18 protein-coding genes are annotated in these 21,610 nt (G+C 63.1%); 12 read left to right on the forward strand and 6 right to left on the reverse strand.

Annotation, left to right across the window (positions count from 1 at the left end; translation table 11 throughout):
• Positions 1-13: 13 nt before the first annotated feature.
• The 4 genes from CWM61_RS16465 to CWM61_RS16480 are packed head-to-tail and all read left to right on the forward strand — an operon-like array spanning position 14 to position 4,456.
• The gene (locus CWM61_RS16465; RefSeq protein ID WP_162678330.1) at positions 14-1,516 is read left to right on the forward strand and encodes a sugar ABC transporter ATP-binding protein; all 1,503 of its coding nucleotides are present in this window, start codon (positions 14-16) and stop codon (positions 1,514-1,516) included.
• Positions 1,513-2,502, forward strand: coding sequence for an ABC transporter permease (locus CWM61_RS16470; protein WP_061155370.1), 990 nt, complete (start codon positions 1,513-1,515; stop codon positions 2,500-2,502). Before CWM61_RS16465 ends, CWM61_RS16470 begins: the two co-directional genes overlap by 4 nt.
• Positions 2,499-3,503 carry an ABC transporter permease gene (locus CWM61_RS16475; RefSeq protein ID WP_046622420.1) on the forward strand — a complete coding sequence of 335 codons (1,005 nt, stop codon included), beginning with the start codon at positions 2,499-2,501 and terminating at the stop codon, positions 3,501-3,503. Before CWM61_RS16470 ends, CWM61_RS16475 begins: the two co-directional genes overlap by 4 nt.
• 11 nt (positions 3,504-3,514) lie before the next feature.
• Positions 3,515-4,456 carry a carbohydrate kinase family protein gene (locus CWM61_RS16480; protein ID WP_032732685.1) on the forward strand — a complete coding sequence of 314 codons (942 nt, stop codon included), beginning with the start codon at positions 3,515-3,517 and terminating at the stop codon, positions 4,454-4,456.
• A gap of 35 nt (positions 4,457-4,491) precedes the next feature.
• Here the strand turns inward: CWM61_RS16480 and CWM61_RS16485 are convergent, their stop codons facing one another.
• Genes CWM61_RS16485 through CWM61_RS16495 form a run of 3 tightly spaced genes read right to left on the reverse strand, consistent with a single transcriptional unit; the run spans position 4,492 to position 7,634 of the window.
• Complete coding sequence (locus CWM61_RS16485) at positions 4,492-5,520, reverse strand: 2-hydroxyacid dehydrogenase (RefSeq protein ID WP_061155372.1); 1,029 nt, start codon at positions 5,518-5,520, stop codon at positions 4,492-4,494.
• Entirely contained in the window at positions 5,517-7,013 is a 1,497-nt protein-coding gene (locus tag CWM61_RS16490; RefSeq protein WP_100631560.1) for an FGGY-family carbohydrate kinase, read from the reverse strand. Before CWM61_RS16490 ends, CWM61_RS16485 begins: the two co-directional genes overlap by 4 nt.
• A 12-nt stretch (positions 7,014-7,025) precedes the next feature.
• The gene (locus tag CWM61_RS16495) at positions 7,026-7,634 is read right to left on the reverse strand and encodes a methylthioribulose 1-phosphate dehydratase (protein ID WP_008805607.1); all 609 of its coding nucleotides are present in this window, start codon (positions 7,632-7,634) and stop codon (positions 7,026-7,028) included.
• Between the two features lie 451 nt (positions 7,635-8,085).
• Between CWM61_RS16495 and codB the strand changes: the two genes are divergently transcribed.
• The 7 genes from codB to CWM61_RS16530 all read left to right on the forward strand — a co-directional run bounded on the left by codB (position 8,086) and on the right by CWM61_RS16530 (position 16,605).
• Positions 8,086-9,348: a cytosine permease gene (codB, locus tag CWM61_RS16500; RefSeq protein ID WP_074386562.1), complete on the forward strand. Its 1,263-nt coding sequence runs from the start codon at positions 8,086-8,088 to the stop codon at positions 9,346-9,348.
• Entirely contained in the window at positions 9,345-10,580 is a 1,236-nt protein-coding gene (locus CWM61_RS16505) for a PucR family transcriptional regulator (protein WP_074386563.1), read from the forward strand. The genes codB and CWM61_RS16505 overlap by 4 nt, the downstream gene beginning before the upstream one ends.
• Positions 10,577-11,815 (forward strand): cytosine deaminase, encoded by a 1,239-nt coding sequence (gene codA, locus CWM61_RS16510; protein ID WP_100631561.1) that lies wholly within the window; start codon positions 10,577-10,579, stop codon positions 11,813-11,815. Before CWM61_RS16505 ends, codA begins: the two co-directional genes overlap by 4 nt.
• Before the next feature lie 145 nt (positions 11,816-11,960).
• Positions 11,961-12,911 (forward strand): LacI family DNA-binding transcriptional regulator, encoded by a 951-nt coding sequence (locus CWM61_RS16515; protein WP_165784235.1) that lies wholly within the window; start codon positions 11,961-11,963, stop codon positions 12,909-12,911.
• A 121-nt stretch (positions 12,912-13,032) separates the two neighbouring features.
• The gene (locus tag CWM61_RS16520) at positions 13,033-13,842 is read left to right on the forward strand and encodes an inositol monophosphatase family protein (protein WP_023287364.1); all 810 of its coding nucleotides are present in this window, start codon (positions 13,033-13,035) and stop codon (positions 13,840-13,842) included.
• 110 nt (positions 13,843-13,952) lie between these two features.
• Entirely contained in the window at positions 13,953-15,311 is a 1,359-nt protein-coding gene (locus CWM61_RS16525; RefSeq protein ID WP_100631562.1) for an MFS transporter, read from the forward strand.
• A 25-nt stretch (positions 15,312-15,336) separates the two neighbouring features.
• Positions 15,337-16,605: a histidine phosphatase family protein gene (locus CWM61_RS16530; RefSeq protein WP_061155380.1), complete on the forward strand. Its 1,269-nt coding sequence runs from the start codon at positions 15,337-15,339 to the stop codon at positions 16,603-16,605.
• A gap of 49 nt (positions 16,606-16,654) precedes the next feature.
• Here the strand turns inward: CWM61_RS16530 and mtnA are convergent, their stop codons facing one another.
• The gene (gene mtnA, locus CWM61_RS16535; RefSeq protein WP_074386567.1) at positions 16,655-17,683 is read right to left on the reverse strand and encodes an S-methyl-5-thioribose-1-phosphate isomerase; all 1,029 of its coding nucleotides are present in this window, start codon (positions 17,681-17,683) and stop codon (positions 16,655-16,657) included.
• A 101-nt stretch (positions 17,684-17,784) separates the two neighbouring features.
• Here mtnA and mtnK point away from each other — a divergent pair, with 101 nt between their 5' ends.
• Complete coding sequence (gene mtnK, locus CWM61_RS16540; protein WP_074386568.1) at positions 17,785-18,984, forward strand: S-methyl-5-thioribose kinase; 1,200 nt, start codon at positions 17,785-17,787, stop codon at positions 18,982-18,984.
• Between the two features lie 215 nt (positions 18,985-19,199).
• On the opposite strand, the gene CWM61_RS16545 is transcribed toward mtnK, so the two are convergent.
• On the reverse strand, positions 19,200-20,441 hold the full coding sequence (locus CWM61_RS16545) for an LVIVD repeat-containing protein (RefSeq protein WP_100631563.1): 1,242 nt from the start codon (positions 20,439-20,441) through the stop codon (positions 19,200-19,202).
• Positions 20,442-20,543: 102 nt separating this feature from the next.
• Positions 20,544-21,608 (reverse strand): sugar ABC transporter substrate-binding protein, encoded by a 1,065-nt coding sequence (locus CWM61_RS16550; RefSeq protein WP_100631564.1) that lies wholly within the window; start codon positions 21,606-21,608, stop codon positions 20,544-20,546.
• Between the last annotated feature and the right edge of the window lie 2 nt (positions 21,609-21,610).

Here is a 21,610-nt window from a genome sequence, read left to right on the forward strand (position 1 = left end):
CGCGGGTCTGGTCATGAACCAGATCAGCAAGCGTTTTGCCAGCGTTACGGCGCTTAATGCGGTTACCCTGCGTCTCAATCCCGGGGAAATTCATGGCCTGATTGGCGAGAACGGCGCCGGTAAATCGACGCTAATCAAGATCCTCGCCGGCGTCTATCAGGCCGACAGCGGCAGCGCGACCCTCGACGGTCACCCGCTGCCCCTCGGCAACCCGGCAGCCATTGAAGCCGCCGGCATCCGCGTTATCCACCAGGAGCTTAACCTGATCCCGCACTTTACCGTCGCGGAATCGGTGTTTCTCGGCCAGGAGTATCGCACCCGCTGGGGGGCGCTGGATCGCCGACGGATGAAGGCCGCCACGGCGCAATTTTTCCAGCAAAACTGGCAGCTGGCGATCGACCCCGAACGGCTGGTGCGCGACCTGAGCCTGGCCGAGCGCAAGCTGGTGCAGATTGCCCGCGCGCTGATCGACGGCGCGGCGCGGCTGGTGGTGTTCGACGAGCCCACCGCCCCCCTGGAGGCGCAGGAGGCTAGTCTGGTCTCTTCCGCCATCCTTCGCCTGCGCGACCAGGGCATTGCCATTCTGTATATTTCCCACTACCTCAATGAGATAGCCACCCTCTGCGACCGCGGCACCGTGCTGCGTAACGGGGAAGTGGTCGGTTACCCCGACCGCGACCTGTTGCAGAATACCGAGGCGCTGATCGCCATGATGGTCGGCCGGGAAATCGACCAGCTGTATACCCCGCGCCAGCACCCGGCGGCAGACACCGGGGCGGCCCCGCTGCTCTCGGTGCGCCAGCTGAGCGACGGGCGGCAGCTGCAGGATCTCTCTTTTGATATTCAGCCGGGCGAAATCGTCGGCGTCGCCGGCCTGCTGGGCGCCGGACGCGATGTGCTGGTCGACTTACTCTACGGCTTACGCCCGGCGGAACGCGGTACGATCCACCTCGACGGCCAGCCGCGGCGCATTCGAACGCCGAAGCAGGCGATCCGCGCCGGAATGGCGCTGGTGCCGCGCGACCGCCGCCATCAGGGGCTGATCCTGCCCTTCACCACCGCCGACAATATTAATCTCGCCTCACTGCCGGAGACCGCTACCTTTGGCTGGGAGCGGCGGGGTATCGCTGAGAAGAAAGCGCGCTACTGGATAGAACAGCTGGCGATCCGCCCGGGACGCCCGGCGCTGCCGGTACGCTACATGAGCGGCGGCAACCAGCAAAAAGCGATCCTCGCCCGCTGGCTCGGCACCGATGCCCGGCTGTTTATTCTCGATGAACCCACCCTTGGGGTCGATATCGGTGCCCGTCGCGATATTTATCAACGTACGCGCCAGCTGGCCGATAAAGGACGGGCGGTGCTGGTCTCCTCCAGCGATGCCCCCGAACTGCTCGGACTATGCGACCGGATCCTGGTCCTCTGGCGCGGCGCGCTGGCGGCCAATCTGCCCACCCGCGGGCTAACGCTGGACGCCCTGCTGGTGGCGATCAACGGCGGACAGGAGCCTTCACCATGAGTACCGCTATCCCGCGTCGCGGCCGTCCGGGCCTGGCGACGCTGATTGAAAAATTTCCCCTGATCCTGTTTCTGGCGCTGCTGGTATGGCTGAGCGTACAGTCTCCCTTCTTCCTCAGCTGGCAAAATATCAGCCTGATGCTGGTCCAGAGCGTTCCGCTGGCGATCCTCTGTTTCGGTCTGGTCTGCGTCATCGCCGTTGGCGGGGATGACGTGGTCTCCGGCGGCATCGACCTCTCCCTGCCGGCGACGGCGGTGCTCGGCGTCGCGTTGCTCAGTCTTGGGCTGGCCGAATGGCACACGCCGTATCTCCTGCTGCTAGCCCTGCTGGTGGCGGTTTGCCTGCTCTGCGGGGCGATCAACGGCTTCCTGGTGCTGGCGGCCGGCCTGCCGCCGCTGCTGGCCACCCTCTCGACCTCCGTGGCGTTTACCGGCCTGACAGATCTGTTGACCGGCCAGCGACGCATCGCGGTCAGCGATCCGCTGATGGTCGCCTTTCGCGATAACAGCGTGCTGGGCCTGCCCTGGCCGCTGATTTACTTGCTGGGGGTGTTTATCCTGTTCCAGTTCCTGCTCCACCACTCCCGCTTCGGCCAGCATGTGCAGGCGGTGGGCGGCAACCGCGATATGGCGCAGATGAGCGGCCTGAACGTGCGCCGCTTGACCCTGCGGGTCTGGCTGTTAGCGGGCATAGCCGCCGGGCTGGCTATTCTGCCGCTGCTCAGCCAGGGCTCCGGCAGTTCCAGCGGGACGGCCACGCCGCTGCTGCTGGAAACCGTGCTGGCGACCTTTATCGGCGCTGCCTTCTCGCGCCGTCGAGTGGTCACCATCTGGGGAGCGCTGCTGGGGGCAATTCTGGTCAACGCCCTCTCTAACGGGCTCGGCCTGCTGGGGGTCAATATCTTCTGGATGGGCGCCATTAAAGGCGGACTGATTCTGGTGGTGCTGGCGGCATCGGCGGTCAGACACAAAGGAGGCGAGGCATGAGCCAAATTACCCTGAAAACGCCGGCACCGGCGGAACAGACGGCCAGCAGCCCGCTGGCCTGGCTGTCGCGGGCCGGATTTGGCGTCATCACCCTGCTGGCCATCGCCCTGTTTGGCTGGGCGAATCCGGTATTTTTAACCGTGGATAACTGGGCCAACCTGCTGCAGGGCAGCGCGATCCTGCTGATTGTGGCGATGGCGATGACCCTGATCGTCAGCGCCGGGGCGATTGATCTGTCAGTGGGCGTCGCACTCGATTTCGGCGCCGCCTTCGCCCTCGTCGCGCTGAAAACCTGGCATCTGCCGTGGCAGGCCGCGGTAGGCTGCGCCCTGCTCGGCGGCGTGCTGATTGGCCTGCTCAATGCCTTTCTGATCCTCATCTGCCGGATCCGCCCCTTCCTCGCCACGCTCGGCACCTGGTTTATCGCCAGCAGCGCCGAGCGCATCTATACCGACGGCGGCGGCGCGATAGCTTATCGGCGGATGGCCCCGGAATATCACGATCTGGCAGTGGGCAACCTTGGTGGGATCCCCACGCCGGTGGTGATTGTGCTGGCGCTGTGGCTGGTGGCATGGTTGGTCACCGAGCGCACGCTGTGGGGCAAATATGTCCGCGCCATCGGCCAGAACAGCGAAGCGGCGCGTATCGCCGGGATCCGCGATCGCCTGACCATGCTCGGCGTGCTGGTGGCCGCTTCGGCGCTCTGCGCCATCGGCGGAGTGATCCTCTCCGCCAACCTGCGGCAGTTTACTCCCCTGGCCGGGCAGTCTTACCTGATGGACGCCATTGCGGCGGTATTTATCGGCACCGCCTTTAACCGTCTGGGCCGGGTCAGCATCCTCGGCACCCTCGGGGGCGTGCTGTTCCTTGCCATTATTGATAATGGCCTGAACCTGATGGGGCTCAATTATCTGGTGAAGGACGCGCTGGTCGGCGTGATTCTGGTGGTGGCCCTCGCCCTTTCCTTCTGGCAGGCGCGCCTGCGCCAAACGCATCGCTAAACGGGAGAACGATGGCAACCTTTGACGCCGTGTTTGTCGGCCTGACTATTCTGGATATCGCCGGGCGCCCGGTGGTGGCGATCCCGCCGCGCGGCGGCGTCGCCTTTATTGAGCAAATTCGCCTCAACCCCGCCGGCACCGCCGCCGGGGCCAATATTAACGCCGCGAAGCTGGGGATCCGCACCGCAGCGGTGGCCTGCCTGGGTGAAGATGAAAAGGCCGACTTTATCCTCGCCAGCTATGCCCGGCTGGGCATCGACTGCTCGCTTATCCAGCGCACCGCGCTGAAAGAGACCTCGGCGACGATCCTGCCGATTCGCCCCAACGGCGAGCGTCCGGCCCTGCACTGCCGGGGCGCGTCCGACGCCCTGTTCGTCAGTGAAACGGAATTTGACGCCGTCCTCGACTGTCGTTTCCTGCATCACGGCGGGACCGGACTGCTGGCGGCAATGGACCAGGGACAGAGCGCGCGGCTGTTGCAGGCGGCTAAAGCACGCGGAGTCACCACCAGCTTTGACCTTATCGCCCCGAATGGAGACACCCTCGAACTACTGCGGCCCCTGCTGCCGTCGGTGGATTATTTCATGCCTTCGCTGGAGGAAGCCGCCTTTCTCTCCGGCGAGACGCAGCCGGAGGCCATCGGCCGCTTCTTCCTGACACTCGGCGTGGGCACATGCATTCTGAAAGACGGCGAGAACGGCTCCTGGCTTATCCGTCGCGATGGCGCGCTGGAGCATATTGCGCCGTGGCCGGTCGAGGCGGTGGATACCACCGGCTGCGGCGACAGCTACTGCGGCGGGTTTATTGCCGCGCTGGCGCGCGGACTCAGCGTGAAAGCAGCGTGTGACGTCGCCTCGGCGGTGGCCGCGCTGGTGGCGACCGGGATGGGATCAGATGCCGGGGTAGTGGACTGGGAACAGACCCAGGCTTTTATGGCGGCTCATCGCCCCTGACGCCGGGCCCGCGCCGCCGCAGCGGCGCAAGCGGCTTAACGCCACTGGTACAGCAGCGGCTCCCCGGCGACATAGCGCTGAAGATCGGCGGCAATCATCGCCGTGTGTTTGGCGATACTCTCCCGGGTGGCTCCGGCGATATGCGGCGTGATAATCACGTTATCGAACTCGGTGACAAAAGGATGATCGCGCCACAGCGGTTCGCGGTGATAGACATCCAGCGCCGCGCCGCCCAGCGGGCCGTGACGCAGGGCATCAATCAGCGCTGCTTCGTCGACCACCGCCGCGCGAGAGGTATTGATCAGCAGCGCGCCGGGCTTCATGCTGTTTAACAGCGCCGCATTCACCAGCCCGTCACTGTGCGGCCCGCTGCTCAGATGCAGGCTGACGATATCCGCGTCGCGGAACAGCGCCTCCAGGGTCGTTTTCTGTAACCCTGGCTCATTAATATCCTCTGCGGCGACGAACGGATCCACCACCAACACCGCCATGCCGAACGCCCGGGCGATACGCGCCACCCGGCGGCCAATGTTGCCATAGCCCACCAGCCCCAGCGTTTTATTGCGCAGTTCACTGCCTTTAAACACTTCATAGGGGCTTTCCGGGCTCACGTCCCAGACCACATCCCGCCGCAGGCCATGCTGGGTAGCGGCGGCGGCATTATCAGCCTGAGTGAATTCCCCCCGCTTCAGCGCCGCATGGGATTGCGGAATATGGCGCGCCAGGCTGAGCATCAGGCCAAGCGTCAGCTCCGCGGCGGCATCGGCATTGCGCCCCGGGGTGTAGAGCACCCGGATGCCACGCGCCTGCGCAGCCTGGGTATCAATATTCACCGGATTCGCGCGAGTACAGGCGATCACCTGCAGGCGCGGACAGGCGGCCATCACCGCGTCCGTCACCTCATCATAGCTGGTCACCAGCACCTCGGCGTCGTGGGCCAACTCAATCAGCTGACCGGCGCTGAGCTTCGGTTTCCCCAGCGCCCATCCCTCCACCAGCAGCTCGCCCAGCGGGTGGAAGGCGCTAAGGTCGCCAGCATGCTCGGCGGTAAAAACGATTTTCATGGTTGTAGGTCCTGAGAAAAAGATTGAAGGGCGGCCTGTCTGGCCTGCCATACCGGCAGCATCTGCTCGCGCAGCAGGCGGTAAACGGGATACAACGCCGCGTAGCGGGCATGCGCCTGAGGGCGCGGCTGATAGCGGGTCTGCGCCAGCGGAGGCGTCCCGGCCAGCGACGCGACGCTGCGGGCCGCCAGAATCGCCGCGCCGCGCGCGCTCAGTTCGTTAAAGGCGCTGGAGACCACCGTACGCCCGGTACAGTCGGCGATAATCTGCAGCCAGGTCGCCGAGGCTGCGCCGCCGCCGGTCAGATACAGCTCGCCGCCCTGCGGATAACCCTGTAGCGCATCGACAATGGCGAAGGCCAGGCCTTCAAACACCGCGCGCTGCAGTTCGGCGCGGGTGGTCTGCGGGCTAATGCCGAAAAAGCCGGCCCGCGCGTCCGGGCTGTAAAACGGCGCGCGTTCGCCATTGAGGTACGGCTGCCAGAAGACGCCGCCGCTGCCTGGCTCCACCTCCGCGATCGCCTGCTCCAGCCGATCCAGATCGCCGTCCAGCGAAATATGCTGCTGCAGCCAGTCAATGTTTGGCGTACCGGCCTGCATCGGAAACAGCGAGATCACCTGCCCGGCTTCGGTATGGGTGACAAAGCGCGTCGCCTCGTTCACCGTCTGCGGGCCGCGGCAGACGATCCCGGTGCAGCAGGTAGTGCCGAGGATCGTGTAGATATCCCCTTCGTTGACCGCGCCGCAGCCCAGCGCGGCGCTACAGACATCCAGCGCCCCGGCGGCCACCGGCGTCGCGGCGGGCAGCCCGGTCAGCGCCGCCACCGCATCGCTCAGCGTGCCGGCCGGGGCATCCGGGGCCAGCAGCGGGGGAAACAGCGGCAGCAGTTCGTCCAGCCCCATCTCATTCATCACCACCGAGGACCAGCCGCCGGTCTGCTGGTTAAGTAACGAGCTGCTGGCGTCCGTCAGCTCCAGCGCCGCCACGCCGGTCAGGCGAAAGCGGATCCAGTCCTTGGCGAAAAACAGATAGCGCGCGGCCGCCAGCCGCGCCGGCTGATACTGTTTCAGCCAGTACAGCTGCAGGCTGGTATTGCAGGGCTGCAGGTGGGTGCCGGTATCGGCGAAATAGCGGCGGTCGAAGCCGGGTCGGCGCAGCAGGTCGCTCATCAGCTCGTGGCTGCGGGTATCGCTCCACAAGATCCCCGGGCCCACCGGTTCGCCCTGCTCATCGCTGAGCCAGACCCCCTCCCCTTGCCCGGCGAGGCCGATGGCCCGCAGCCGCCCCGCCTGTAGCGCCGGGTGGCGGGCAATCTGGCGCAGAATAGCCAGCACCGAATGCCACAGCTGGGTCATATCCTGTTCCGCGTAGCCATTGGCCGACAGGCGGGGTGAGGTGTTTTCCGCGGCGCTGGCGCAGGCGGTGAAATGCTGATCAAACAGCACCGCTTTCACCCGCGAGGTGCCGATATCGATCCCAAGATAAAAATCCATACCTGCTCCGGCTCAGGGCTCGTAGCGGCGGCGCATCAGCTCGCACTCGAACAGGAACTCCAGCCCCTCCAGTTGACGGCGGGCCTCCTGAATATCTTTCCCCCAGCAGGTCAGGCCGTGGCCGCGCAGCAGAAAGCCGTAGCGCAGCGGGCGCGTTTGCGCATAATCGGCAATCCGCGCCGCCAGGGCGTCAATATCCTGGTCATTATCAAAGATGGCGACCGGAACGGTATCGAGATGGCTGTGCTGCCCGCTAAGGGTTTTCTGCATTTCATACCCCTGCAGCGCCAGCGTGTCGCTTTTTTCGATGCGCGACAGCACGGTGGCGTTGACGGTATGCACATGCAGCACCACGTTGGCTTCCGGGAACAGGCGATACACCAGGGTGTGCAGGCCGGTCTCGGCCGACGGCTTCCGTCCGGAAGGCGCCTGGTTGGTGGCGATCTCAACCTGCAGAAAATCCTCGGTCGTCAGGCTGCCTTTGTCGCGGCCCGACTCGCTTAGCCAGCACCAGGTGTCATCCTGACGCACCGACATATTGCCGCCGGTCGCCGGCGCCCAGCCTTTCGCCCCGATCCAATGACAGGTGGTGACCAGTTGCGCGAGTCTTTCTTGCCACATAGCAGTTCCTTAGGTTAGCGATGATTTATTTAGCCGTCTAAATGGCTATTTATCCGATACTAACACCGCTAACCGGAGGGGACAATATTTCAGGAAACACACACAAGACAAATGGTTATATCATAAATGCATATTAAATAACCTTTATTCACAGTGATTTAACCAACCGTTTTCAGTACACCACTATTCTCCACTACTCCCTGACCAAAAACTGGCGGATCGTCCTGGCTGAAATTCTCCTCCTGCGCCAGGGATGCGCTCGCCGCCCTCCTCTGCCCTGGACTGGTGCAAAACATGGCAGGATGCCCACTAAAATGGCATCTCATCGTCTTTACCCCATCATTACTGTGCACTGTGCACATCTTGTGATATTCCCCGTGCCCGGTTTTTCCTGGCACATCTCTTGCTACTTCCGGCTATCACCGCCCATCTACCAGCCAGAGGTTCCAGGATGTCAAACAGCAATGATTTTCCCCTCGTCGAAGCGCCCGCCGCCGGACGCAAAGGCGTATTTTCTATCGCCATGGTGTTATTCAGCTTTACCTTTTTCACCGGCACGATGTTTGCCGGCGGCAAGCTCGGCGTCTCCTTTTCCATCGTCAATCTGCTGTGGATAGCCGTCATCGGCAACGCCTTGCTGGCTCTCTATGCCGCGTCGCTGGGCTGGATCGCCGCGCGCAGCGGCCTGAATACGGTGCTGATGGGCCGGTTCTGCTTCGGGGAGATCGGCAGCAAGCTGGCCGACTTTATTCTTGGCTTTGCCGAGCTGGGCTGGTACGCCTGGGGGACCGCCACGGTCGCTATCTCGCTGGTGAAGATCCTCGCCCTGCCCGAGGCGCTGACCCAGCCGTTGATGGTGCTGTTTGGTATTTTGTTCTGCGTCACCGCGCTGGTGGGCTACAAGGGACTGGACGCGCTGTCGCGCCTGTCGGTGCCATTGATGTTTGTGCTGCTGATGGTCTCCATGTATCTGGCGCTGCACCACGCCGGCGGCTGGCAGGCAATGACCCGCATTGCGCCGAGCGACACCATGACCTGGTCGGCGGCCATCACCATGGTCTTCGGGACTTTCGCCAGCGGCGCCACCCAGGCGACAAACTGGACCCGGCTGGCTAACTCCAGCCGGACCGCCATTCTCGCCAGCATGGGCAGCTTCCTCATCGGTAACGGGCTGATGATCGTCGCTGGCGCCTGGTGCGCCATCGTTTATCAACAGGCCGATATTGTGGAAGTCCTGATCCTGCAGGGGCTGTCGGTCGCCGCGGTGATCATGCTGTGTCTCAACCTGCTGACCATTCAGGGACCCACCATCTATAACGTCTCTGCCGCCGCCTGCCATCTGCTGCGCAGCGAACGTCGCCGGACGCTAACCATCGCCGCCGCCGGGGTGGGCATTGTGCTCGCTATTGGCGGTATGTATGAAATGCTGATCCCCTTCCTTGTGCTGCTGGGCAGTATTATTCCGCCCATTGGCGGGGTGATCCTCGCCGACTACTGGTTCGCCCGCGGCGGGCGCTATCCCCTGCTGCAGAACGCCCGCCTGCCACGTTTTAACTGGTTGGGACTCGGCGCCTACGCCGCCGGCGCGGTGGTGGCCTATCTGTCACCGTGGATCGCGCCGCTGGTGGGGATCACCGTCTCCGCGCTGGTCTATATCGTCCTGACCCTGCTAAGCAAACGCCAGCCTGCCGCCGTCGCGGAGCAGGAGCCATGAGCCTGACGGTCAGCGAACTGCTGGCCCTTGAGGGACTCTCCGCTCTGCGTCTGCGGGCGGGAAAGCAAGGGCTGCAGCGGGCCGTACGCTGGTACTACGTGGCGGAAAATGAACATATCGCCGAGTGGATCATGGGCGGCGAGCTGGTCTTTATTACCGGCATCAACCATCCCCGTGATGAAGCCAACCTGATCCAGTTGCTGATGGAGGGGAAACAGCGCGGCATCGCCGGGATGGTGATCCTCACCGGCGAGGCCTATATCCACGCCATTCCCGCCACGCTGATCGCCCTTGCCGACGAGCTGGGCATTCCGCTGATTGAGCAGCCCTACCTGCTGAAGATGGTGATTGTCACCGAGCGCATCGGCACCGCGCTGGTCCGCAGCGAAAACGCCCTGCAGTCACAGCGCGACATTCTGATGCAGCTGGTCACCGGCGACTATCCGGATCTGCAGATGCTCCATCAGCGGGCCCTCCACCAGCAGCTCGATTTTACCCGTCCGCTGCGGCTGGCGGCGCTGCGTCTGGAGGGGCTGTCCCGCCTGTTTCGCCAGTTCCCGCCCGAACAGGCCGAAGCCTGGCTGCTGCAGGCCCACCGCAGCGTGCGTCAGCAGCTGCAGCAGCAGCTCAACCAGCAGGGCAACCCCTTCCCGCTGCTGGAGCGCAGCAACATGTTCCTTTTCCTGCTGCCGGATGAGGAGGGGGAAGGCTTTCAGCAGAAAAAATGGCTGCAGCAGTGGCTGCAGGCGCTGGCGGACGGAGAGGAGAGTTTGTCGCTGCTCTGCGGCCTCTCCGCGCCGGTCAGGCAGCTGCAGGGTTACCCGCGGGCGCTGTCGCAGGCGCGCCAGGCGCTGGATCTGTGCGATACCCTGCGGCCGACCCAGCGTATCAGCGACTATCAGCAGTTGGGGTTTATCAAACTGTTGTCCGCGGTCAGCGACCCGGCGCTGCTCAACGATTTTATGCACGACACTCTGGGCTGCCTGATCGAGCCGGGCCGCAAAGCGCCATGGCTACTACTGGAGACCCTCGAGACGCTGCTACAGGAGAACGGCAACGTGGTGCGGGCCGCCGACCGGCTGGGCCTGCATCGCAACACATTGCATCAGCGCATCCAGCGTATTGAAAAACTGACCGGCTACCCGGTCAGCCACCCTCAGTTTCATCTCAACGCCTCGGTCGCGCTGGTGATCTGGCGTTTATCGCAAAACCATTTACAGGACCCACCATGAAAATTATTAACGCTCGCCTGCGCCGCCAGGAGGCGCTGTTTACTCTTGACCTGCAGGACGGGATGATTCACCGCATCACCGCCCAGGCCGCGATGCAGACTGCCGACGCCGGGGATATCGACGCCCAGGGCCGGCTGGCGATCCCGCCCTTCGTCGAGCCGCATATCCATCTTGACGCCACCCTCACCGCGGGCGAGCCGGAGTGGAACCGCAGCGGCACCCTGTTTGAAGGCATCACCCGCTGGAGCCAGCGCAAAGCGAGTATTACCCCGGAGGACACCCGCCAGCGGGCGCTGAAAACCATCGGCATGCTGCGCGACTTCGGCGTCCAGCACGTCCGGACCCATGTGGATGTCACCGATCCGTCGCTGGCGGCCCTGAAGGCGCTGCTGGCGGTGAAACAAGAGGCCGCCGATCTTATCGATCTGCAGATTGTCGCCTTCCCGCAGGAGGGAATCGAATCGTACCCCGACGGCCGCGGACTCATGACCCGCGCCATCGAGATGGGCGCCGACGTAGTGGGCGGCATTCCGCACTATGAGAACACCCGCGACAAAGGGGTCAGCTCGGTGATGTTTTTGATGGACCTCGCCCAGCGCTACGGCCTCCTGGTGGATGTCCACTGCGATGAAATCGACGATCCGCAGTCGCGTTTCCTTGAAGTACTGGCGGAGGAGGCGCGGGTGCGCGGCATGGGGGCGCAGGTCACCGCCAGCCACACCTGCGCGATGGGCTCTTATGATAACGCCTACTGCTCAAAGCTGTTTCGCCTGCTGAAAGCCTCGGGCATCAACTTCATCTCCTGCCCGACCGAAAGCATTCATCTGCAGGGCCGGTTTGACAGCTGGCCGAAACGGCGCGGCGTCACCCGGGTGGCGGAGCTGGATCGCGCCGGCATCAACGTCTGCTTTGCCCAGGACTCGATTCAGGATCCGTGGTACCCGCTGGGGAACGGCAATATCCTGCGCATTCTGGATGCCGGGCTGCACATCTGCCATATGCTCGGCTATGACGATCTGCAGCGCTGTCTCGACTTTGTCACCGATAACAGCGCCCGGGCGCTGTGTCTGGGCGATAACTACGGCCTCGCCGAAGGCCGCCCGGCGAATCTGCTGATCCTCGATGCGGAAAACGACTACGAGGCCGTTCGGCGCCAGGCACGGGTGCTGACCTCCATTCGCCACGGCAAGGTGATTTTGCAGCGTGAGGTGGAGCACATCCGCTACCCGGCATAGGGCGCAAGGCGCTGCGCGACGACGCCTTTCTGTGATACCTTTTCAGGCAGTGTGCGTGACCGACGCCCGCCCGGGCGTCGGCTTCCTGGATAACAGACGGCGCGAAACGACGATGAGCGATAAAAAATGGATTAAGGCCGAGGACGTGGCCAGACTGGCCGGCGTCTCGCGCTCGGCGGTCTCCCGCACCTTCACCCCCGGCGCCTCGGTGTCGGATAAGACCCGGCAGAAGGTGCTGAGCGCCGCGGAAGCCCTGGGCTATCAGGTGAATATCATCGCCCGGACGATGATCACTGGCAGCAGTAATTTTATCGGCATCGTCACCGCCGGTTTCGACAACCCGTTTCGCAGCAAACTGCTGGCGCCGCTGGTCCATCAGCTGGCGCTCAATGGCTTTATGCCGCTGCTGATGAACGCTGACGATCCGCAGCAGCTCGCCCCCTCGCTTAAACAACTGCTGAGCTATCACGTCGCCGGGGTGATCATCACCTCCGGCGCGCCGCCGCTGTCGCTGGCGGAAGAGTATCTGGCGCGCAAGATCCCCGTCACTCTGATCAACCGTCATGCGGACCTCGCCGGCTGCGATCGGGTGTGCAGCGATAACGCCCAGGGAGCGAAGCTGGTAGCGGGCTTGTTCAGTCGTCGAGGCTGGCAGCAGGTTGGCTTTATTGGCGAAAATCGCGAGAACTTCAGCACCCGCGAGCGCTATGAGGCTTTTATCGCCCGGACGTCGGGTATGACGGTGAGCAGCCGCTTCTGCGACGGCGGCGGCTATCAGGCCGGCTACCAGGCCGCCAGAGAATTGGTTGCTGAAAACCCCGGGGTGCAGGCGCTGTTCTGCGCCACCGATATGCTGGCGCTGGGCGCCCTGGATGGCCTGCGGGACGCCCCCGCCCCGCTGCCGGCCATCGTCGGTTTTGACGATATCCCGCAGGCGGACTGGCAGCCCTATCAGCTCACCACCGTCCAGCAGAATACCGCCCTGCTGGCGCACCACGCGGTGGATCTGTTGATGACGCGGATCGCCCGCTTCAGCCTGCCCTCACGCCATCGCGAAGTGCCAGTGAAACTAATTATTCGTCATAGCGCTAAATGAAAAAATCATTTTATGCTGGAGCGATCACAGAATCTTCTGCGAAACCCGGCCACACTCATTCGGCCCTTCGGGGCTGTTTTTTTTACGCAAAATGCACACGTGTGCAAAATAGGGAGTCACTATGCAATCTCAGGAATCAGAAGCGCTACAGGCCCGCTACCGTCTGGCCTGCGAGCTGGCGAAGGCGGGGGCTGAGCTGGCGTTTGAATACTATCAACAGCGCGAGGCGCTGACCGTCGACCATAAAGGCGATGACCTGCAGGATGTGGTCAGCGTGGCCGACAAACGGGTGGAGGCCTTTGTCAAACAGCGCATTCAGAGCGCGTTTCCGCAAGATGGCTTTCTCGGCGAAGAGAGCGGCACCCGCCTGCCCGACGCCCGGATCCTGTGGGTGGTCGACCCCATCGATGGCACCAGCTGTTTCCTCAACGGCCTGCACACCTGGTGCCTGTCGCTGGCGATCGTCGCCGACGGCGAACCGGTCATCGGCGTGGTCTACGACCCCAACCATCGCGAGCTGTTTCACGCCCTGCGGGGCCATGGCGCCTGGCTCAACGACGCCCCGATCCGTCCACACCCCGCGACGACGGTCAAAGAGGGCGTGATGGGCGTCGGCACCTCGCATCGCGTCACCCCGGCGGACTTTCTGCCGTTTCTGCAGGCGCTGCTCAGCGACGGCGGCATGTTTATCCGCAACGGTTCCGGGGCGTTGATGAGCGCCTGGGCGGCGGCTGGCCGGTTGATTGGCTACTACGAGCCGCACATGAACCCGTGGGACGCCCTGCCGGGGCTGGTGCTGATGCGCGAAGCGGGCGGCGCCAGCAACGATTTTCTGGCTCAGGAGGGGATCCAGCGCGGCAATCCGCTGCTGCTGGCCAGCCAGACGCTGTACCCGCAGCTGAAAAAGATGATCCCCCAACCCTTACATTAACCCTTACGGGTCAGGCTATCTCTGATTATGTACTCTACACAGTAACGATAACTTCACTCACGGACGAACCACATCAATCAGTCACGCCTCCGACCTGCGGAGAACCACTTATGTCTGGAATTATCGCTTTTTTCCGGGCGTCGCCGCCGAAAGCGGGCGCCGCGTTTGATGAACACCGTTTTCGCCGGGTGCGCTGGCAAACCTTTATCGCCATGACCCTGGCCTACGTGACCTTTTACGTCTGCCGTTTATCATTCACCGTCGCCAAAAGCGCGCTGGTGGAGCTGGGGATCACCCCGACGGAGCTGGGCATGATCGGCTCTACCCTGTTCTTCAGCTACGCCATCGGCAAACTGGTCAACGGCTTTATCGCCGATCACGCCAACGTGGTGCGCTATATGAGCCTCGGTTTATTGCTCAGCGCCGGGATGAACCTGATGATGGGGATGACCACTAACGCCCTGCTGCTGGCCATCTTCTGGGGGATCAACGGCTGGGCCCAGTCGATGGGCGTCGGCCCCTGCGCGGTCTCACTGGCGCGCTGGTACGGCGTTAAGGAGCGCGGCACCTTCTATGGCATCTGGTCGACGGCGCATAATATCGGCGAGGCGGTGACCTATATGGTGATCGCCGCGGTGATCGCCGGATTTGGCTGGCAGATGGGCTACCTGTCCACCGCCGCGCTCGGCGCCGCCGGGGTGGTGCTGCTGGTGCTGTTCATGCACGATTCGCCGCAGAGCAGCGGCTTCCCGTCCATCAACGTCATCCGCGATGAACCGCAGGAGGAGGCCGAAGCGCGCGGCTCGGTGTTTAAAAACCAGCTGCTGGCGCTGCGCAACCCGGCGCTGTGGACCCTCGCCCTCGCCTCCGCCTTTATGTACATCGACCGCTACGCCGTCAACTCGTGGGGGATCTTCTTTCTCGAGCAGGATAAAGCCTATTCCACGCTGGAGGCGTCCGGGATTATCGGCGTCAACGCCATCGCCGGGATCGCCGGGACCATCATCGCCGGCATGCTCTCCGACCGCTTTTTCCCGCGCAACCGCAGCGTGATGGCCGGGTTTATCAGCCTGCTGAACACCGCCGGCTTCGCCCTGATGCTCTGGTCGCCGCACAATTATTACACTGACATTCTGGCGATGGTTATCTTCGGGGCCACCATTGGCGCCCTGACCTGCTTCCTCGGCGGGCTGATTGCCGTCGATATCTCCTCGCGCAAAGCCGCCGGGGCCGCGCTCGGCACCATCGGCATCGCCAGCTACGCCGGGGCCGGCCTGGGCGAGTTTCTCACCGGGATCATTATTGATAAAACGGCGATCCTCGAGAACGGCAAAACGCTGTATGATTTCAGCACGCTGGCGCTGTTCTGGGTGGGTACCGGTCTGGGTTCCGCGCTACTCTGTTTTACCACTGCCGCCATCGTCGCCCGACGCCATGCCGTCGAACGGCAGACCTCGTTCTCCTCATAACCGATTAACGAATAAGGAAGAAGATATGATGCCTGCAAGACATCAGGGGCTGTTACGCCTGTTTATCGCCTGCGCGCTGCCGCTGCTGGCGCTGCAATCTGCCGCCGCCGCGGACTGGCAACTGGAGAAAGTGGTCGAGCTCAGCCGCCACGGTATCCGCCCGCCGACGGCCGGTAACCGGGAAGCCATCGAGGCCGCCACCGGACGACCGTGGACCGAGTGGACCACCCATGACGGCGAGCTCACCGGCCATGGCTATGCCGCCGTGGTTAACAAAGGGCGTGAGGAAGGCCAGCACTATCGCCAGCTCGGCCTGCTGCAGGCGGGATGCCCGACGGCGGAGTCGATTTACGTGCGCGCCAGCCCGCTGCAGCGGACGCGAGCGACCGCCCAGGCGCTGGTGGATGGCGCCTTCCCCGGCTGCGGCGTCGCTATCCATTACGTCAGCGGGGACGCCGATCCCCTGTTTCAGACCGACAAGTTCGCCGCCACGCAGACCGACCCCGCCCGTCAGCTGGCGGCGGTAAAAGAGAAGGCCGGGGATCTGGCGCAGCGTCGGCAGGCGCTGGCGCCAGCCATCCAGCTATTGAAACAGGCGGTTTGTCAGGCCGATAAACCCTGCCCGATCTTCGATACCCCCTGGCAGGTCGAGCAGAGCAAAAGCGGGAAAACCACCATTAGCGGACTGAGCGTGATGGCCAACATGGTGGAAACGCTGCGCCTCGGCTGGAGTGAAAACCTGCCTCTCAGCCAGCTGGCGTGGGGCAAGATCACCCAGGCCAGTCAGATCACCGCCCTGCTGCCGTTGTTAACGGAAAACTACGATCTGAGTAACGATGTGTTGTATACCGCGCAAAAACGCGGGTCGGTGCTGCTCAACGCCATGCTCGACGGCGTCAAACCGGAGGCGACCCCGAACGTACGCTGGCTGCTGTTGGTGGCCCATGACACCAATATCGCCATGGTGCGCACGCTGATGAACTTTAGCTGGCAGCTACCGGGCTACAGCCGGGGAAATATCCCGCCGGGCAGTAGCCTGGTGCTGGAGCGCTGGCGCAACGCGAAGAGCGGGGAACGCTATCTGCGGGTCTATTTCCAGGCGCAAGGCCTCGACGACCTGCGTCGTCTGCAGACGCCGGACGCGCAGCACCCGATGCTGCGTCAGGAGTGGCGTCAGCCGGGCTGCCGTCAGACCGACGTCGGTACGCTGTGTCCCTTCCAGGCAGCTATTACCGCCCTCGGTCAGCGTATCGACCGGCCGTCCGCCCCCACGATAACGATGGTTCTGCCGTAGCGGCGCGGGCCCGGGAAAGCCGTTTTTTCCAGGCCCGGCACGGTGTCTGCTATCCGTTGTCCGGCGCAAACGCCCCGGCGGCGACCTGCGCCGGGGTGACCACCCCGCTGTCCAGCACCCAGCCGCTTATCAGCCCAGCAGGCGTGACGTCGAACGCCGGATTGTAAACGGCAGCCCCCGTCGGCGCCCACTGTACCGCGCCGAAGCTGCCCGCCACCCCGGTCACTTCCGCCGCGGCGCGCTGCTCAATGGGGATCGCCGCGCCGTTCGGGCAATAGCGGTCGAGGGTGGTCTGCGGGGCAGCGACGTAAAACGGGATCTGGTGATAATGGGCCAAAACCGCCAGAGAGTAGGTGCCGATTTTATTCGCCACGTCGCCGTTGGCAGCGATACGGTCGGCGCCGACCCACACTGCGTCCACCTGCCCCTGCGCCATCAGGCTGGCGGCCATTGAATCGGTGATCAGCTGATACGGCACGCCCAGTTCGCCCAGCTCCCAGGCGGTTAAACGTCCGCCCTGCAGCAACGGCCGGGTTTCATCGACCCACACGTTGGCCACCTTTCCCTGCCGGTGCGCCAGCGCGATAACCCCCAGGGCGGTCCCCACCCCGGCGGTCGCCAGGCCGCCGGTGTTGCAGTGGGTCAGCAGTCGACTACCGGACTTCACCAGCGCACTGCCCGCCTCAGCGATGCGGTCGCACAGCTGTTTATCTTCTTCGACCAGACGCAGGGCTTCCACTTCCAGCGCCTGCGGGTAATCTTCCCGGGCCAGCGCCTGCTTCATGCGATCCAGATTATTCATCAGGTTGACCGCCGTCGGCCGCGCCGCGCGCAGCGTCTCCAGCGCCTGCTGGAGTTCATCCCGGTTCAGTCCGCGCTGGGCCAGCAGAGCCAGCAGCAGGCTGGCGGACAGGCCAATCAACGGCGCGCCGCGCACCCGCAGGGCGTGAATATGGTCCACCAGCAGCGCAACGTTATCCGCCGCCAGCCAGCGTTTTTCCTGCGGCAAGGCCTGCTGGTCGAGAATAAAAAGCTGATTTTCACTCACCCGCAGGCTGGTGGTCTGTAATGTCTGCATGTCGTTAAATCCCTGTTGCGTTGTTGTATCACATTGTGTCAGGATGGAATCCAGAAGTATAGACGTCTGAACGGCTTAATCAGAATTCGAGGATCGAGGCAATGTCGCAATACCATACCTTCACCGCCCACGATGCCGTGGCTTACGCGCAACAGTTCGCCGGCATCGACAACCCATCGGAGCTGGTCAGCGCGCAGGAAGTGGGCGATGGCAACCTCAATCTGGTGTTTAAAGTGTTCGATCGCCAGGGCGTCAGCCGGGTTATCGTCAAACAGGCCCTGCCCTACGTGCGCTGTGTCGGCGAATCCTGGCCGCTGACCCTCGACCGTGCCCGTCTGGAAGCGCAGACCCTGGTCGCCCACTATCAGCACAGCCCGCAGCACACGGTAAAAATCCATCACTTTGATCCCGAGCTGGCGGTGATGGTGATGGAAGATCTTTCCGACCACCGTATCTGGCGCGGGGAGCTTATCGCTAACGTCTACTACCCGCAGGCGGCCCGCCAGCTTGGCGACTATCTGGCGCAGGTGCTGTTTCACACCAGCGATTTCTATCTCCATCCCCACGAGAAAAAAGCGCAGGTGGCGCAGTTTAGTAACCCGGCGATGTGCGAGATCACCGAGGATCTGTTCTTTAACGACCCGTATCAGATCCACGAGCGCAATAACTACCCGGCGGAGCTGGAGGCCGATGTTGCCGCCCTGCGCGACGACGCGCAGTTAAAGCTGGCTGTGGCGGCGCTGAAGCACCGTTTCTTTGCCCATGCGGAAGCGCTGCTGCACGGCGATATCCACAGCGGGTCGATCTTCGTTGCCGAAGGCAGCCTGAAGGCCATCGACGCCGAGTTCGGCTATTTCGGCCCCATTGGCTTCGATATCGGCACCGCCATCGGCAACTTGCTGCTTAACTACTGCGGCCTGCCGGGCCAGCTCGGCATTCGCGACGCCGCCGCCGCACGCGAGCAGCGACTGAACGATATCCACCAGCTGTGGACCACCTTCGCCGAACGCTTCCAGGCGCTGGCGGCGGAGAAAACCCGCGACGCGGCCCTGGCTTACCCCGGCTACGCTTCCGCCTTTCTGAAGAAAGTCTGGGCCGACGCGGTTGGCTTCTGCGGCAGCGAACTGATCCGCCGCAGCGTCGGGCTGTCGCACGTCGCGGATATCGACACTATCCAGGACGACGCCATGCGCCATGAATGCCTGCGCCACGCCATTACCCTCGGCAAAGCGCTGATTGTACTGGCCGAGCGTATCGACAGCGTCGACGAGCTGCTGGCGCGGGTACGCCAGTACAGCTGAGTTCGGCCTGTTGCCCTCACCCCAACCCTCTCCCACAGGGAGAGGGAGCAAACCCTAAAAAAGTGCAATCTTCAGGGTTTGCCCGGCGGCGCTGCGCTTGCGCGGGCCTACAGATAACTGCATAACGGTTTGATATTGCAGTCTTTCGTAGGCCGGGTAAGGCGAAAGCCGCCACCCGGCAGAAATGCGAGCACAATTTTGCGTTTACCTTGCCCTCACCCCAGATATTCAATCACCGACAGCCCGCCGTTATAATCGGTGCTGTAGATAATGCCCTGCGCATCGACAAACACGTCACAGGACTGGATCACCTGCGGGCGGCCGGGACGGGTATCCATCATCGTCTTCGGCGCCGCCGGCACCAGCGCTCCGGTCTCCTGCGGACGATATGGGTTAGATATATCGTAAGCCCGCACGCCGGCATTCTGATAAGTGGCGAAGATAAGCGTCGAGCTGACAAAGCTGCCGGGACGATTCTCATGCAGGTTGTGCGGGCCGAAATGCGCCCCTTTCGCCACATAATCCGCTTCGTCCGGCGGCGGGAACGTGGCGATGCTCACTGGGTTTGACGGCTCGCGGATATCGAACAGCCAGATCAGCTTCTCGCCGTCCTCCTGATTGTCGAGCACCGCTTCGTCGAGCACCACCAGCAGGTCACGATCCGGTAGCGGCAGCGCGGTATGCGTCCCGCCGCCGAACGGCGGGCTCCAGTTGCGATGGCTAATCAGCGTCGGCTGGGTACGGTCTTTGACATCCAGCAGCGTCAGACCGCCGTCGCGCCAGCTGCCATAGGCGGTATCCCCGGCAATAATGGCGTGATGCAGCGCATAGCGTTTGCCCTGCGGCCAGTCCGGTGTTTCACCGCCGGCCTGGTGCATCCCCGGTAGCCACCAGCGCCCGGCCACTTCGGGCTTACGCGGATCGGCCAGATCGATGGTCAGGAAGATGTAGTCGGTAAAACCGTCAATCAGCGCGGACACATACGCCCAGCGGCCGCCGACGTACCAGATGCGGTGAATACCGATGCCGTTAAGCGACAGGAAACTGATTTCCCGCGGCTGCGCGGGAGTGGAAATATCAAAGATGCGCAGCCCGGCGCTCCAGCCCTTGTCCTGCACATCGCTGACCGTGTCGCCCACCGAGCGGGTGTAGTAGACCTTCTCATCAGCAAAACGGGCGTCGGCAAACAGATCCCGGGCGTTGATCACCAGCAGCAGATCGTCATGCGCCTGCAGATGCACGTTCCAGGTGCCCGGCGGCGCGGCAATATAGTTGACGGTGGTGGGCCGGGTCGGATCGCGAACATCCACCACGGAAAAGCCCTGCGACACCATATGGCCGATATAGGCGAATCCGCGATGCACCATCAGCTGCACGCCGTCCGGACGACCGCCCTGATCGCTATGACCAATCAGCCGCATATTGCGGCTGTATTCGGGGGAAGGTAATGCTGACATAGGGGATCCCTTTCGCCCGGTGGCATGGTTTTTCCCCTCTCCCTGTGGGAGAGGGCCGGGGTGAGGGCACCAGGCCGCCCCCCACCGCCACCCGGCTTGATTTTATTTGTTTTTCGCTTCCAGCGTCGCGAACCACGGCGCGATAAAGTCTTCGGTCTGGCCCCAGCCAGGGATAATTTTCCCCAGCGATGCCACGTTCACCGCCCCAGGCTGAGCCGCCAGCAGCGCCTGCGGAATCGCCGCCGCCTTGAAGTCGTAGGTGGCTGGCGTCGGTTCGCCGGCAATCTTATTGGCGATCAGCCGCACGTTGGTCGCGCCAATAAGCTTCGGATCCACCGCCACGCTCACTTTCCACGGGCTGCCAGCTTCGCGCATCAGATGCAGATCCTGGTTGGAAATATCAATGCTGTAGAGTTTGATCTCGGTGCGGCCATTCTCTTTCAGCGCTTTGTAGGCCCCCTGGCTAAAGGCATCCCAGGTGCCCCAGATAGCGTCGATTTTCCCTTTCGGATACTTGGCGAGGATCGCCCCCACCTTGTTAGCGGTGTCGCCCTGCACATCGGATGAAACGGCGCCGATCGACTCCAGCTCTTTAATTCCCGGATTTTGCTTCAGCAGCGTCTGGTAAGCCGCCTGACGGCGCTCCATCGGCGGGAAGCCCGCCACCCACAGCTTGACGATGTTGGCCTTGCCGTTAAAGTCTTTCACCAGCTGGCCAAAAGAGAGCTCGGTCAGTGAGGCGTCATCCTGCTGGCTGACCGTCACCCCGGGGATCTCACCGCTCACCGCGGTATCGAACACCGCCACTTTGATCCCGGCATCCACCGCCTTCTTCACCAGGGCGGTGGAATACGGGTCACGCCCCTGGGAGAGAATAATGCCATCGTATTTCTGGCTGATGGCCTGGTTGACGAAGTCCTGGAATTTGGCGTCATCGCCGTTGCTCAGGAAGGTGCTGATTTTGAAACCGAGCTTTTTGCCCTCCTGCAGCGCCCCGGAGACAAACTGGGTGGTGTTATCGTCAGACCCCAGGTTGCGGATCACCGCAATACGGATCGGGCCGCTGTGCTCGGCAATCGCCGCCGGCACCGGCGTCGGGGCAGTGGCCAGCGCCGCCGTCGACTGCAGCAGACCCAGCGTCATCAGAGAGAGTGCGATCTTTTTCATGC

Source organism: Klebsiella sp. K-Nf6 (assembly GCF_002806655.1).
In the GTDB taxonomy this organism is placed as follows: Bacteria; Pseudomonadota; Gammaproteobacteria; order Enterobacterales; family Enterobacteriaceae; genus Klebsiella; species Klebsiella variicola.

Bases quoted from the DNA above. Each gene is read 5' to 3' on its own strand.
- CWM61_RS16465 (WP_162678330.1), top strand. From the start codon at position 14: ATGAACCAGATCAGCAAGCGTTTTGCCAGCGTTACGGCGCTTAATGCG.
- CWM61_RS16470 (WP_061155370.1), top strand. From the start codon at position 1,513: ATGAGTACCGCTATCCCGCGTCGCGGCCGTCCGGGCCTGGCGACGCTG.
- CWM61_RS16475 (WP_046622420.1), top strand. From the start codon at position 2,499: ATGAGCCAAATTACCCTGAAAACGCCGGCACCGGCGGAACAGACGGCC.
- CWM61_RS16480 (WP_032732685.1), top strand. From the start codon at position 3,515: ATGGCAACCTTTGACGCCGTGTTTGTCGGCCTGACTATTCTGGATATC.
- CWM61_RS16485 (WP_061155372.1), bottom strand. From the start codon at position 5,520: ATGAAAATCGTTTTTACCGCCGAGCATGCTGGCGACCTTAGCGCCTTC.
- CWM61_RS16490 (WP_100631560.1), bottom strand. From the start codon at position 7,013: ATGGATTTTTATCTTGGGATCGATATCGGCACCTCGCGGGTGAAAGCG.
- CWM61_RS16495 (WP_008805607.1), bottom strand. From the start codon at position 7,634: ATGTGGCAAGAAAGACTCGCGCAACTGGTCACCACCTGTCATTGGATC.
- codB (WP_074386562.1), top strand. From the start codon at position 8,086: ATGTCAAACAGCAATGATTTTCCCCTCGTCGAAGCGCCCGCCGCCGGA.
- CWM61_RS16505 (WP_074386563.1), top strand. From the start codon at position 9,345: ATGAGCCTGACGGTCAGCGAACTGCTGGCCCTTGAGGGACTCTCCGCT.
- codA (WP_100631561.1), top strand. From the start codon at position 10,577: ATGAAAATTATTAACGCTCGCCTGCGCCGCCAGGAGGCGCTGTTTACT.
- CWM61_RS16520 (WP_023287364.1), top strand. From the start codon at position 13,033: ATGCAATCTCAGGAATCAGAAGCGCTACAGGCCCGCTACCGTCTGGCC.
- CWM61_RS16525 (WP_100631562.1), top strand. From the start codon at position 13,953: ATGTCTGGAATTATCGCTTTTTTCCGGGCGTCGCCGCCGAAAGCGGGC.
- CWM61_RS16530 (WP_061155380.1), top strand. From the start codon at position 15,337: ATGATGCCTGCAAGACATCAGGGGCTGTTACGCCTGTTTATCGCCTGC.
- mtnA (WP_074386567.1), bottom strand. From the start codon at position 17,683: ATGCAGACATTACAGACCACCAGCCTGCGGGTGAGTGAAAATCAGCTT.
- mtnK (WP_074386568.1), top strand. From the start codon at position 17,785: ATGTCGCAATACCATACCTTCACCGCCCACGATGCCGTGGCTTACGCG.
- CWM61_RS16545 (WP_100631563.1), bottom strand. From the start codon at position 20,441: ATGTCAGCATTACCTTCCCCCGAATACAGCCGCAATATGCGGCTGATT.
- CWM61_RS16550 (WP_100631564.1), bottom strand. From the start codon at position 21,608: ATGAAAAAGATCGCACTCTCTCTGATGACGCTGGGTCTGCTGCAGTCG.